The sequence below is a fragment of the Klebsiella sp. G-Nf4 genome (assembly GCF_002810615.1).
Taxonomy (GTDB): Bacteria; Pseudomonadota; Gammaproteobacteria; order Enterobacterales; family Enterobacteriaceae; genus Klebsiella; species Klebsiella variicola.
Window position 1 is genome coordinate 132,536 of sequence record NZ_PION01000010.1, and the last position, 13,507, is coordinate 146,042.

Annotated in this window: 13 protein-coding genes; 12 read left to right on the plus strand and 1 reads right to left on the minus strand. The window is 56.3% G+C overall.

Features of this window, described 5'->3' with window-relative positions:
* The first annotated feature begins 123 nt into the window (after window positions 1-123).
* From CWM57_RS20115 to CWM57_RS20135, 5 genes are all read left to right on the plus strand, one after another.
* Window positions 124-864: an amino acid ABC transporter permease gene (locus CWM57_RS20115; RefSeq protein ID WP_061155342.1), complete on the plus strand. Its 741-nt coding sequence runs from the start codon at window positions 124-126 to the stop codon at window positions 862-864.
* On the plus strand, window positions 864-1,538 hold the full coding sequence (gene gltK / locus CWM57_RS20120; protein ID WP_074386537.1) for a glutamate/aspartate ABC transporter permease GltK: 675 nt from the start codon (window positions 864-866) through the stop codon (window positions 1,536-1,538). Before CWM57_RS20115 ends, gltK begins: the two co-directional genes overlap by 1 nt.
* Window positions 1,538-2,263 (plus strand): amino acid ABC transporter ATP-binding protein, encoded by a 726-nt coding sequence (locus CWM57_RS20125; RefSeq protein ID WP_008805645.1) that lies wholly within the window; start codon window positions 1,538-1,540, stop codon window positions 2,261-2,263. Before gltK ends, CWM57_RS20125 begins: the two co-directional genes overlap by 1 nt.
* A gap of 373 nt (window positions 2,264-2,636) precedes the next feature.
* Window positions 2,637-4,307 (plus strand): ShlB/FhaC/HecB family hemolysin secretion/activation protein, encoded by a 1,671-nt coding sequence (locus CWM57_RS20130; protein ID WP_100675910.1) that lies wholly within the window; start codon window positions 2,637-2,639, stop codon window positions 4,305-4,307.
* Between the two features lie 64 nt (window positions 4,308-4,371).
* Entirely contained in the window at window positions 4,372-6,165 is a 1,794-nt protein-coding gene (locus tag CWM57_RS20135) for a filamentous hemagglutinin N-terminal domain-containing protein (RefSeq protein WP_100675911.1), read from the plus strand.
* 48 nt (window positions 6,166-6,213) lie between these two features.
* On the opposite strand, the gene CWM57_RS20140 is transcribed toward CWM57_RS20135, so the two are convergent.
* Window positions 6,214-6,696, minus strand: a complete 483-nt coding sequence (locus CWM57_RS20140) for a zinc ribbon-containing protein (protein WP_061156401.1) — start codon at window positions 6,694-6,696, stop codon at window positions 6,214-6,216.
* A 226-nt stretch (window positions 6,697-6,922) separates the two neighbouring features.
* Here CWM57_RS20140 and leuS point away from each other — a divergent pair, with 226 nt between their 5' ends.
* The 7 genes from leuS to rlmH all read left to right on the plus strand — a co-directional run bounded on the left by leuS (window position 6,923) and on the right by rlmH (window position 13,497).
* Window positions 6,923-9,505, plus strand: a complete 2,583-nt coding sequence (leuS, locus tag CWM57_RS20145) for a leucine--tRNA ligase (protein ID WP_100675912.1) — start codon at window positions 6,923-6,925, stop codon at window positions 9,503-9,505.
* A gap of 14 nt (window positions 9,506-9,519) precedes the next feature.
* Entirely contained in the window at window positions 9,520-10,110 is a 591-nt protein-coding gene (gene lptE / locus CWM57_RS20150; protein WP_008805640.1) for an LPS assembly lipoprotein LptE, read from the plus strand.
* Complete coding sequence (gene holA / locus CWM57_RS20155) at window positions 10,110-11,141, plus strand: DNA polymerase III subunit delta (RefSeq protein WP_100675913.1); 1,032 nt, start codon at window positions 10,110-10,112, stop codon at window positions 11,139-11,141. The genes lptE and holA overlap by 1 nt, the downstream gene beginning before the upstream one ends.
* Window positions 11,134-11,784 carry a nicotinate-nucleotide adenylyltransferase gene (nadD, locus tag CWM57_RS20160; protein ID WP_008805638.1) on the plus strand — a complete coding sequence of 217 codons (651 nt, stop codon included), beginning with the start codon at window positions 11,134-11,136 and terminating at the stop codon, window positions 11,782-11,784. The genes holA and nadD overlap by 8 nt, the downstream gene beginning before the upstream one ends.
* Window positions 11,785-11,856: 72 nt before the next feature.
* Entirely contained in the window at window positions 11,857-12,486 is a 630-nt protein-coding gene (locus tag CWM57_RS20165; protein WP_100631549.1) for an adenosylcobalamin/alpha-ribazole phosphatase, read from the plus strand.
* Window positions 12,487-12,708: 222 nt separating this feature from the next.
* Window positions 12,709-13,026, plus strand: a complete 318-nt coding sequence (gene rsfS, locus CWM57_RS20175) for a ribosome silencing factor (RefSeq protein ID WP_002894623.1) — start codon at window positions 12,709-12,711, stop codon at window positions 13,024-13,026.
* 3 nt (window positions 13,027-13,029) lie between these two features.
* On the plus strand, window positions 13,030-13,497 hold the full coding sequence (rlmH, locus tag CWM57_RS20180) for a 23S rRNA (pseudouridine(1915)-N(3))-methyltransferase RlmH (protein WP_002894620.1): 468 nt from the start codon (window positions 13,030-13,032) through the stop codon (window positions 13,495-13,497).
* Window positions 13,498-13,507 lie beyond the last annotated feature (10 nt).

A 13,507-nucleotide genomic window follows, 5' to 3' on the forward strand; every position in this document is an offset into this window, starting at 1 on the left:
TGTCACAGCACGGACAGACTATACGGTGGCTGGTCGTTCCCCAGCCGCCGCGAATACCGAAACAAGCTGGACAACCGTCTTCGAGGGTAGCAATGGCTACCCTTTTTTTTCCAGGAGTCATGTATGTCAATAGACTGGAACTGGGGGATTTTCCTGCAACAGGCCCCCTTCGGCAACACTACCTACCTGGGCTGGCTGTGGAGCGGTTTTCAGATAACCGTCGCTCTCTCCATCTCGGCCTGGATCATCGCTTTTCTCGTCGGCTCACTGTTTGGCATTTTACGCACGGTCCCCAATCGTCTGCTCTCAGGGATTGGCACCTGCTATGTCGAACTGTTTCGCAACGTGCCGCTGATCGTGCAGTTCTTTACCTGGTACCTGGTGGTGCCGGAGTTCCTGCCGGAAAATATCGGCATGTGGTTTAAATCCGAGCTGGATCCGAACATTCAGTTCTTTGTCTCCTCCATGCTGTGCCTGGGGTTGTTTACCGCCGCGCGCGTCTGCGAACAGGTTCGCGCCGCCATTCAGTCGCTGCCGCGCGGGCAGAAGAACGCCGGTCTGGCGATGGGCCTGACCCTGCCGCAAACCTACCGCTACGTGCTGCTGCCGAACGCCTACCGCGTTATCGTGCCGCCGATGACCTCGGAAATGATGAACCTGGTGAAAAACTCGGCCATCGCCTCCACCATCGGTCTTGCCGATATGGCCGCGCAGGCGGGCAAACTGCTGGACTACTCCGCTCATGCCTGGGAGTCTTTTACCGCCATCACCCTGGCCTACGTCTTCATCAACGCGGTGATTATGCTGATTATGTATGTGGTCGAGCGTAAGGTTCGCCTGCCTGGCAATCTGGGAGGCAAATAATGTACGATTTTGACTGGAGTTCGATCGTTCCGTCCATGCCTTATCTGCTGGCGGGGCTGGTGATAACCCTGAAAATTACGGTTATAGCCATTATTTTCGGCATCGTCTGGGGCACCCTGCTGGCGGTGATGCGCCTGTCCAGCTTTCTGCCGCTGGCCTGGTTTGCTAAAACCTACGTCAACGTGTTCCGCTCTATCCCACTGGTGATGGTCCTGCTGTGGTTCTACCTGATTGTCCCGGGCTTCCTGCAGAACGTGCTGGGCCTGTCGCCGAAGACGGATATTCGCCTGATCTCGGCGATGGTGGCCTTTTCGATGTTCGAAGCCGCCTACTACTCAGAGATTATCCGCGCCGGCATCCAGAGCATCTCCCGCGGCCAGTCCGGCGCCGCGCTGGCGCTGGGGATGACACACTGGCAGTCAATGCGGCTGGTGATCCTGCCGCAGGCCTTCCGCGCCATGGTGCCACTGCTGCTAACCCAGGGGATCGTCCTGTTCCAGGATACCTCGCTGGTGTATGTATTGAGCCTCGCCGACTTCTTCCGTACCGCCTCCACGATTGGCGAGCGTGACGGAACCCAGGTCGAAATGATCCTGTTCGCGGGCGGCGTCTATTTTGTGATTAGCCTCAGCGCCTCGCTGTTGGTCAGCTGGTTGAAGAAAAGGACTGTGTAATGATTACCCTGAAAAACGTTTCAAAATGGTATGGTCACTTTCAGGTGCTGACCGATTGCTCCACGGAAGTGAAAAAAGGCGAAGTCGTGGTGGTCTGCGGGCCGTCAGGCTCGGGTAAATCCACGCTGATTAAAACGGTAAACGGTCTTGAGCCCGTGCAACAGGGGCAGATTATCGTCGACGGCACCGTGGTTAACGATAAAAAGACCAATCTGGCCAAACTGCGCTCGCACGTCGGGATGGTATTTCAGCATTTTGAACTGTTCCCGCATCTGTCGATTATCGACAACCTGACGCTGGCGCAGGTCAAAGTGCTTAACCGCGATAAAGCATCAGCGCGCAAGAAAGGCCTCAAATTGCTGGAGCGCGTTGGTCTGGCGGCGCATGCGGAAAAATATCCGGCGCAGCTCTCCGGCGGCCAGCAGCAGCGTGTGGCCATTGCTCGTGCCCTGTGTATGGACCCGATCGCCATGCTGTTTGATGAACCCACCTCAGCGCTTGATCCGGAGATGATCAACGAGGTGCTGGACGTCATGGTCGAACTGGCCAACGAGGGGATGACCATGATGGTCGTGACCCATGAAATGGGCTTTGCCCGCAAGGTGGCGAACCGGGTGATCTTTATGGATGAAGGGAAGATTGTCGAAGATGCCGATAAAGAAGCCTTCTTTGCCAATCCGCAATCCGATCGCGCCAAAGATTTCCTCGCCAAAATACTTCATTAATGGTTTTTCTCTGCGCATACCGCCCGGTATGCGCAGCTTATCTTTCCCGCCATATTATTCGTCAATATTATTTATGCGGCTGTTTATCGCCACTACCATTTACGTACTAAATAAACCTCACCGATAAAATCTGAACTTATTTATTTAATCGATCAATTCATAAAGAATTCAATAATGAATTCGTGGATCTGCCTCACCACCGCCGCTAGCATATAACGCCTCGTAACAGGTTCGTCGCACGATTATTTTATTAATTGAATATAATATTCTTGCCTGACCTCGCCTGCGCCGAAATAAAGACCATCAGTGTTCTCTGCCACCCGCAGGATAACTGATGCGTCACCGAACCAATGAAACAAATGGATATTGCTTCATGTTAATTCGATCTCGCACGCTCACCGGGCTGCTGTGTATCACGCTGGCGGGCACCTCAGCCGCCGGGGCCGCACAATTGACCACCTCTGCTCACCAGACGGAGCAGGATAAAGCCCGTCAGGAGGCGCTGGCGCCGCAGCAACAGGATTTTCAGTCTTCGCAACAGCGCGTGGCGCCGCAGGGTATGCCTTTTCCTGAGGAAACGCATTGCAAATTGATCAACCGGGTCGATATCGACTCCGATAACCAGACGCTCACCCACCAATTACTGGCGAAAACGGCGCAGCAGGCGCAGGGGCGCTGTCTGGGTGGTGAAGGCATTCGTCTGCTGGCCTATACCTTGCAAAATGAGCTGATCGCGCAAGGCTACATCACCTCGCTGATTGATGTGCCCTCCCAGTCGCTGGAGCAAGGCATTCTCAGGCTGACGCTGCACTATGGCAAAGTGGGCGCTATCGACTATGCCGACGGCTCAGACACCACCCGCTTGTGGAATTCACTGCCAACCTCTTCCGGCACGATCCTGCGCTTAAGCGACCTCGAGCAGGGCATGGCCAATCTGCAGCGTCTGCCCGGCGCCACCGCGCACATGAAACTGCTGCCGGGGCAGCACGAGGGGGAAAGCGATATCCAGATTGCCCGCAGCCTGGAGAAAAAATGGCAGCTTGGCGCCTGGCTCGACGACGCCGGCAGCAAAGCCAGCGGCCGCTACCAGGCCGGCGGGGCCCTCTATCTCTATGACCTGACTACTCTCAACGATATCCTGTACCTTTCCGGCGGGGGGGATATTGAATTCAATCAGCATAACGACGGCAACCACAACGGCAGCCTGTATTATTCTATTCCCTTCGGCTACTGGTCATTGAGCGCCTACGGGGCATACAGCCAGTATCGCCAGCAGTTTAACGGCAACTGGTCGACGATGGATTATAAGAGTAAGAATCGCTACTACAGCGCCACGCTGAGCCGTTTGCTCTCCCACACCCGGCAGCAAAAAACCACAGCCGATCTGCGGATCGCCAAGAGTACCTCGCATTATTACTTCGGCGGCAGTGAACTACAGGTGATGCGTAAGCAAACGCCCGCCTGGGAGTTCACCCTCAACCACCAGCACTACTTTAACAAAAAGATTGTCGATGCCAGCATCGGCATCCAGCGCAGCCTGCCGTGGCTCAGCTCAACGCCAACGCCGGAGGAAAAGGCCGGGTTATACAGCCCGCTGTCGCGGATCGTGCATGGTAATATGCAGGCGCTAATGAAATTTGACGCCACCGGCGACAAATTTACCTGGGCTCCCCGCTTCAGCGCCCAGTTCAGCCCGGACAAACTCGCTTCCGATAATAAATTCAATCTTGGCAGCCGCTGGAGCGTGCGCGGTTTTGACGGTGAAAACAGCCTGTCCGGCAATCAGGGATGGTACTGGCGCAACGATTTTATCTGGGATCTGCCCACCCACGAGCGGCAATTCTATCTGGGCGCGGATGTGGGTCGCCTTATCGGCGCCGATCTGTATCAAAAAGGCAAAGTGCTCTCCGGCGCCGTCAGCGGCCTGCGCGGACAATTATGGTCAACGCAATACGATCTGTTTATTAGCACCCCGCTCAGTAAGCCGGATAAGTTTCATAGCGACGCCCTGAATATGGGCTTTTCATTACAGTGGAGGTATTAATTCAGTCATTATCGACCCTTTCAGCTACGTTGTTTATTAATCTTAATTTAAAGGAATAAATAAAATGTTTAAGTTTAAAGCTTCATATGTCGCGCTGGCGGCAGTATTAACCTCGTCGGTGGTCTATGCCGACCCGACCAGCTATACGCATTCGTCCGGCGCCACGGTTATCGATATTGAAAAGCCGAACGCCGCCGGCGTCTCCCATAACCTGTACCGCGATTTCAACGTCGGTACTAATGGCACCGTCCTTAATAACAGCGGCGAGGATGTCAGCCACGGCACGCTGGGCAATATTGCCCGCAACAACAACCTGACCGCCGGCAGCGCCTCGGTGATTTTGAACGAGGTCACCTCCAAAAACGCCAGTAGCCTAAAGGGCTTTATCGAAGTCAACGGCCAGAAAGCGGACGTGGTGATCGCCAACCCGAACGGCATCACCTGCTCCGGCTGTAGCTTTGTCAATACCAACAAGGCCATCCTGACCACCGGTAAAGTCAACATGACCAGCGACGGCGCTATCGGCAGCTATACCGTGACGGGCGGCACCCTCACCATCGGCGAAAACGGCATGAACGCCGCCAACAGCTATGCAGTTCTGCTCGCCGACGCCATCAAAATTAATGGCAAAGTGCAGGCCAACAACGCCCTGGTCAGCGCGGGCAACTTCACCATGGATAACAGCACCGGCTCGGTGACCTCCGCCGGTAAGCAGGCCACCCTTATCCAGATGACGGTCAATCCGCAATACAGTATCGACGTTAGCAGTCTTGGCGGGATCGAGGCCAACAGTATCAGCATGGTCGGCAATAACATTGGCTTTGGCGTACGTAATAAAGGTTCAATTGTCGCGAACAGCACACTGCAGCTCACCAGCAACGGCGACCTGCAAAATAAAGGCACAATTAAAGGTAATGGCCTGCTGAGCACTATCTCTACAGCCAGCGGTGTGACGAATGAAGGTACCTTGTCCGGCGCCTATTATCTCATGCTGTCCACTCAAGGGTATATCGTCAATGTCGGCACCATGACTGGTGGACAACTCATTGCCTCCGCCAGCAGAAATATTAATAACGGCGATTCCGGGACAATGACCGGCACCAATGGTTTAAGTTTGACCAGTGGTACTCAAATCCGTAATGAAGCCAAAGCCTCTATGCTGTCCAATAACCAAATCTCTGCAACAGCAATGGGTGACTTTCTCAACGAAGGGAAAATCAGCGCCAAAAACACCACCCTCTCTTTTGTAGGCGATAGCTTTAAGAATACCGGTAACATCACTTCCACCAGCAAAACCACCGTTCAGTCTCTTAAGCAGGATGGCAGCGCCAATACGGGCGAGATCTATAACCTCGGCAATATCACCGGCGAAAATATCAACCTGCAGACCAACGGTACGCTGGCGCAAAGCAGCAATGGACGAATAGAGGCTACCAATGCCATTACCGCCCACAGCTACTGGCTGAATCAGAATGGTGACATGAAAGCCACCGATATCACCACCGATCACGGCGTGGTCAGTAACTCTGGCAATATCACTGCAAATAATATTTCTATTACTACCACTTCAGACATCACTAACGAAGGGCAGATCCGCAGCGCCGGCGACCTGACCTTAAATACCCAAAATAAAGGCGTGATCTACAACTATTCAACCCTCAGCGCGGGCGACAACATGACGTTAACCGCCACCAAAGTGGTCAATGGTGGAAAAAGTTGCGGCATAATGGGCCTGGCGAAATGCGGCGTAGGGACGTTAACTGCTGACAAGCTGGTACTGAACTCATCGCAGAAATATGTTAGCGACATGGGCGGGAAACAATATTTCAAGAGCACTGAAGTCAACACCGTGAAATAAGGCAGTCCACGATGCGCGAGGGTTCGCGCATCGTTTTTTTTGTTCCGCTTAGGGTTCAAAGGGCCGACGCTGAAACTGATCGTGGCCGCACTTCGGGCAGCGCGGTAGCACGTCTGGGGTATACACCGCCAGATGATAGTGGCACTTCTCGCACACCAGGTTACCCAGACCGACCACTTCGCCGCTGTGGTACACGCCGTGGTGATTCAGATCCTGAAAGACCTCCCGCCACTCGAGCTGCGTTTTGTCAGTGATATCAGCCAGCTCCTGCCACAGGCTCTCTTTGATCACTCGCATAAATACGCTATCGCTCTCGTCTTCATGACTCTCTTCGTAGCTGCGGGCAAACTCCTCGAGATCGCGCTTCACCGCCGCAATCACCGACTCGACCTCGCTCTGCGTGAGATCGCCGGCGCGGACGATTTTTTCACGCGCCTGTGTCACCAGCGCATCGATGTCTCGCTCTCCATGGCGGAGCCGTTCGCTGAGCGAGGAGACCAGTTCACGGTAATATTGAGCAACCTTGTTCATCATTTCGCCTCCGGTGTGGTTAACGTCTTCTGATAATAGACCTTATTCCTCTCCCGCTGTGTCTGACAAGCCACAGAGTCGCGAAATAATCAGCGCGGCTTTTGCCGATGTTAATGTGCGAAAGGCTGTTTTGACGGGGGCGTTTGGGCTATGCTATGCCGATCTGAAATAACACATCCATTGGCTACATTTTGTAGCTGTATTGAAAACAGGACCACTGGCTGCCATGCAAGAGCAATACCGCCCGGAAGAGATAGAATCGAAAGTCCAGCTTCACTGGGACGAAAATCGTACATTTGAAGTAACTGAAGACGAGAGCAAAGAGAAGTATTACTGCCTGTCGATGCTTCCTTATCCTTCTGGTCGACTACACATGGGTCACGTGCGTAACTACACCATCGGCGATGTGATTGCCCGCTACCAGCGTATGCTGGGCAAAAACGTCCTGCAGCCGATCGGCTGGGATGCGTTTGGTCTGCCGGCGGAAGGCGCGGCAGTGAAAAACAACACCGCGCCAGCACCATGGACCTACGACAACATCGCCTACATGAAAAACCAGCTCAAAATGCTGGGTTTTGGCTATGACTGGAGCCGCGAGCTGGCGACCTGCACCCCGGAATACTACCGCTGGGAGCAGAAGTTCTTCACCGAGCTGTACAAAAAAGGCCTGGTATACAAGAAAACCTCCGCGGTGAACTGGTGCCCGAACGACCAGACCGTACTGGCCAACGAACAGGTTATTGACGGCTGCTGCTGGCGCTGCGATACCAAAGTCGAGCGTAAAGAGATCCCGCAGTGGTTTATTAAAATCACCGCCTACGCCGATGAACTGCTGAACGATCTGGATAAACTGGATCACTGGCCAGACACCGTGAAGACCATGCAGCGCAACTGGATCGGCCGTTCCGAAGGGGTGGAAATCTCCTTTGACGTCAACAACTACGCCGATAAGCTGACCGTCTACACCACCCGTCCGGACACCTTTATGGGCTGCACCTACCTGGCCGTCGCGGCGGGTCACCCGCTGGCGCAGCAGGCTGCAGCGAACAATCCGGCACTGGCTGCCTTTATCGACGAATGCCGTAACACCAAAGTGGCCGAAGCCGACATGGCGACGATGGAGAAAAAAGGCGTCGATACTGGCTTTAAAGCCATTCATCCGCTGACCGGCGAAGCAATTCCTGTCTGGGCGGCAAACTTCGTGCTGATGGAATACGGCACCGGCGCGGTCATGGCCGTTCCGGGCCACGACCAGCGTGACTATGAGTTCGCCAGCAAATACGGTCTGAACATCAAGCCGGTTATCCTCGCTGCCGACGGCTCCGAGCCGGATCTCTCCACACAGGCGCTGACCGAGAAAGGCGTTCTGTTTAACTCCGGCGAGTTCAGCGGCCTCGATTATGAAGCCGGCTTCAACGCCATTGCCGACAAACTGGCTGCCATGGGCGTGGGCGAGCGTAAAATTAACTTCCGCCTGCGTGACTGGGGTGTGTCCCGTCAACGCTACTGGGGCGCGCCGATCCCGATGGTGACCCTGGAAGATGGCACCGTGCTGCCGACCCCGGAAGATCAACTGCCGGTGATCCTGCCGGAAGATGTGGTCATGGACGGCATCACCAGCCCGATCAAAGCCGATCCTGAGTGGGCGAAGACCACCGTTAACGGCCAGCCGGCGCTGCGCGAAACCGACACCTTTGACACCTTTATGGAATCCTCCTGGTACTATGCGCGCTACACCTGCCCGCAGTATCAGGAAGGGATGCTGGATTCGAAAGCGGCCAACTACTGGCTGCCGGTAGATATCTACATCGGCGGTATCGAACACGCCATCATGCACCTGCTCTACTTCCGTTTCTTCCACAAGCTGATGCGTGACGCGGGCATGGTCAACTCCGATGAGCCGGCGAAGCAGTTGCTGTGCCAGGGCATGGTGCTGGCTGACGCCTTCTACTATGTAGGCGAAAACGGCGAGCGTAACTGGGTCTCCCCGGTTGACGCCATCGTTGAGCGCGACGAAAAAGGCCGCATCGTGAAAGCGAAAGACGCGGCGGGCCATGAACTGGTGTACACCGGCATGAGCAAGATGTCCAAGTCGAAAAACAACGGCATCGATCCGCAGGTGATGGTTGAGCGTTATGGCGCAGACACCGTGCGTCTGTTCATGATGTTTGCGTCCCCGGCGGATATGACCCTCGAGTGGCAGGAATCTGGCGTTGAAGGGGCTAACCGCTTCCTGAAACGCGTCTGGAAGCTGGTCTACGAGCACACCACCAAGGGGGACGTTGCGGCACTGAACGTGGCGGCGCTGAGTGAAGATCAGAAAGCGCTGCGTCGCGATATTCACAAAACTATCGCCAAAGTGACCGATGACATCGGCCGTCGTCAGACCTTCAACACCGCCATCGCGGCGATCATGGAACTGATGAACAAGCTGGCGAAAGCGCCGCAGGAAGACGAACAGGATCGTGCCCTGATGCAGGAAGCGCTGCTGGCGGTGGTGCGTATGCTGAACCCGTTCACCCCGCACGCCAGCTTCACCCTGTGGCACGAGCTGAACGGCGAAGGCGATATCGACAACGCGCCGTGGCCGGTGGCGGATGAAAGCGCGATGGTGGAAGACAGCACCCTCGTCGTCGTCCAGGTCAATGGCAAAGTTCGTGGTAAAATTACCGTTGCGGTAGATGCAACTGAAGAGCAGGTCCGCGAGCGTGCCGGCCAGGAACATCTGGTTGCGAAATATCTCGACGGTAAAACCGTGCGTAAAGTGATTTACGTTCCGGGTAAACTGCTCAATCTGGTCGTTGGCTAAGCGCGGGAGGAAGCGTGCGATATCTGGTAACAATGTTGTTATCCCTGGCGGTGCTTGTCACCGCCGGCTGTGGCTGGCATCTGCGTAGCACTACGAAGGTGCCCACCACCATGAAAACCATGATTCTTCAGTCGAGCGATCCGAACGGACCGTTAAGTCGCGCGGTACGTAATCAGCTGCGTCTTAATGGCGTGGACCTGATTGACGCCAGCACGCTGCGTAAAGATGTTCCTTCTCTGCGCCTCGATGGTTCGTCGATTCAGAAAGATACCGCCTCGGTGTTCCAGGATGGTCGTACCGCGGAGTATCAGATGGTCATGACCGTTCATGCCAGCGTCCTGATCCCGGGTCACGATATCTATCCGATTACCACTAAGGTCTATCGTTCGTTCTTCGATAACCCGCAGGCGGCGTTAGCGAAAGACGCCGAGCAGGATATGATTATCCAGGAAATGTACGACAAAGCAGCGGAACAGCTGATTCGTAAGCTGCCGAGCGTACAGGTTGCAGATGTTGAAGCAACCCAGCAGGAAGAGAAACCGGTCGCCGGCAGCACGGCACCGGCTTCCTCGGGTAACCGCGTCTCCACCACTCTGGGTCAATGATGATTCGGTTGTACCCGGAACAGCTCCGCGCGCAGCTCACTGAAGGGCTGCGCGCGGCCTATCTGCTGCTTGGCAACGATCCCCTGTTGTTGCAGGAAAGCCAGGACGCCATTCGTGATGCCGCTGCCGCCCAGGGCTTTACCGAGCACCACACCTTCACCATCGATAACAGCACCGACTGGCAGGCGATTTTCGCGTTAAGCCAGGCGTTGAGTCTGTTCTCCAGCCGGCAAACGCTGTTGCTAATCCTGCCGGAAAACGGCCCTAACGCGGCGATCAACGAACAGCTGGCGACCCTGGTCAGCCTGTTGCACGACGATCTGCTGTTGCTGGTTCGCGGGAATAAGCTGACCAAAGCCCAGGAGAATGCCGCGTGGCTCACCGCCCTGGCGCAGCGGGCCGTCCAGGTCAGTTGCCAGACGCCGGAATACGCGCAGCTGCCGCGCTGGCTGGCCGCCCGGGCCAAACAGCATCGGCTGCAGCTCGACGACGCGGCCAGTCAGTTGCTGTGCTATTGTTACGAAGGCAACCTGCTGGCGTTGGCGCAGGCGCTGGAGCGTCTGGCGCTACTCTGGCCGGACGGCAAGCTGACCCTGCCTCGCGTTGAGCAAGCGGTAAACGATGCCGCCCACTTTACCCCTTACCATTGGGTCGATGCGCTGCTGGCAGGCAAAAGCAAGCGCGTGCTGCATGTCCTGCAACAGCTACGCCTTGAAGGCTGCGAGCCGGCGATCCTGCTGCGCACGCTACAGCGGGAGCTGCTGCTGCTGGTCACGCTCAAACGCCAGTCGACGCACACGCCACTGCGCTCGCTGTTTGATAAACATCGGGTCTGGCAAAACCGCCGTCAGCTGCTCAGCGATGCCCTCGCCCGACTGAGCGGGGAACAGCTGCGCCAGGCGGTGACCCTCCTGACCCGTGCAGAACTGACCTTTAAACAGGATTACGGGCACGACGTCTGGCCCGAACTGGAAAGTCTTTCGTTGTTGCTCTGCCACAAAGCCCTGGCGGACGTTTTTATTGATGGTTGATATGACTCAGTTGCAGGCAATCTATGGCGGCACCTTCGATCCGGTGCATTATGGTCACCTCAAGCCGGTCGAGATCCTGGCGAATCAGATTGGCCTGAGCAAGGTCATCATCATGCCTAACAACGTTCCGCCGCACCGTCCCCAGCCGGAAGCCACCAGCGCCCAGCGCGTGCATATGCTTAAGCTGGCGATCGCCGATAAGCCGCTGTTCACGCTCGACGAACGCGAGCTGCAGCGTGACACCCCCTCCTGGACGGCAGACACGCTGCAGGCGTGGCGTCAGGAGCAGGGGTCAGAAAAACCGCTGGCGTTTATCATCGGCCAGGATTCGCTGCTCACCTTCCCCACCTGGCATCGCTATGAAACCATCCTTGATAACGTTCATCTGATCGTCTGCCGCCGCCCGGGTTACCCGCTGACCATGGCGCACGACGCGGATCAGCAGTGGCTGGATCGCCACTTAACCCACGACGTAGAGCGTCTGCATAACCGCCCCGCCGGGGCCATCTACCTGGCTGAGACGCCATGGTTCGATATCTCAGCGACGATTATCCGCCAGCGCCTCGAGCGCGGGGAATCCTGCGCCGAGATGCTACCGGCCACCGTGCTGGACTACATCCGCGAGCAGGGACTCTATTGCTGACCCCGGACTGGGCCTGATGCTAAAAAAGCGCTATCGTAGCGCCACGTCTCCACCGCCTGTCTGAGCATCATCATGAAATTATGGTTAGTTCGCCACGGCGAAACCGAAGCCAACGTTGCCGGGTTATACAGCGGCCACGCCCCCACTCCTCTGACGCCGCGCGGCGTCGCCCAGGGGCGAGCGCTCGGCGAACGGCTGCGCGCGGTGCCTTTCGATAAAGTATTCTGTAGCGAGCTGGCGAGAACCGGGACAACGGCCGATCTGCTGCTTGGCGATCGCCATATCCCGCGTGAGTGCCATGCCGCGCTCAATGAAATGTTTTTCGGCGACTGGGAGATGCGTCATCATCGCGACCTTCAGCGAGAGGATGCGGAAAACTATGCCGCGTGGTGTGCTGACTGGCAGCACGTGGCCCCCACCAACGGCGAAAGCTTTCAGAATTTTGCCCGCCGCGTCAGCGAATTCACCACAACGCTGGCCGACTGCCGCCATCTTGACCACCTGCTGATTGTCGGCCATCAGGGCGTTCTGAGCCTGCTGACGGCCCTGCTGTTGCAGATGCCCCCGGCGGCGATGTGGCATTTCCCGATTGCCCATGGCGCCTGGAGCCTCCTCGATATGCGCGACGATTTCACCACCCTGCGCGTATTAAATAGCCAGGCCGTCTGGCAGCCGCAAGAAGAATTCCCGCCAGACCATTGACAGGCCAGAGCAGGCTGCTATTCTCCGCTGCCGGGCAGCATCCGCCACAGCATGTTTGCAGAAATTGTTTTACAAAAATGGCGATGCAATCCGCGGCGAGGGATGGGATGATACCCCGCCACGAACGCCTGCCGACAGACATTTCACCCGACTTTTTCATCAGTTCAGGTATACTGTCAGGCTCTTTATCATTATCAATCTTCATGCACCCAGGGGGAACACTTGCAGGGTAAAGCACTCCAGGATTTTGTTATCGACAAAATTGATGACCTGAAAGGTCAGGACATCGTCGCCATTGATGTACATGGCAAATCCAGCATCACCGATTGCATGATTATCTGCACCGGCACCTCCACCCGTCACGTGATGTCCATCGCCGACCACGTGGTTCAGGAATCCCGCGCCGCCGGCATGCTGCCGCTGGGCGTTGAAGGGGAAGCCGCCGCCGACTGGATCGTCGTCGACCTCGGCGACGTGATGGTTCACGTCATGCAGGAAGAGAGCCGTCGTCTGTACGAGCTGGAAAAACTCTGGAGTTAATGCGTGAAGTTGCAGCTGGTGGCCGTTGGCACCAAAATGCCGGACTGGGTACAGACCGGCTTTAGCGAGTATCTGCGCCGTTTTCCCAAAGATATGCCGTTTGAACTGGTGGAGATCCCCGCCGGTAAACGCGGCAAGAACGCCGATATCAAGCGCATCCTCGAAAAAGAGGGCGAGATGATGTTGGCCGCTGCCGGTAAGAACCGTATCGTGACCCTGGATATTCCGGGAAAACCATGGGATACGCCGCAGCTGGCGCGCGAACTGGAACGCTGGAAACAGGACGGGCGCGACGTCAGTTTGCTGGTAGGCGGCCCGGAAGGCCTCTCTCCAGCCTGTAAAGCAGCGGCGGAACAGAGTTGGTCGCTCTCCACCCTCACCTTACCTCACCCGCTGGTGCGCGTACTGGTGGCCGAGAGTCTGTATCGGGCGTGGAGCATTACCACCAACCACCCGTACCACCGTGAGTAATGATGATCAG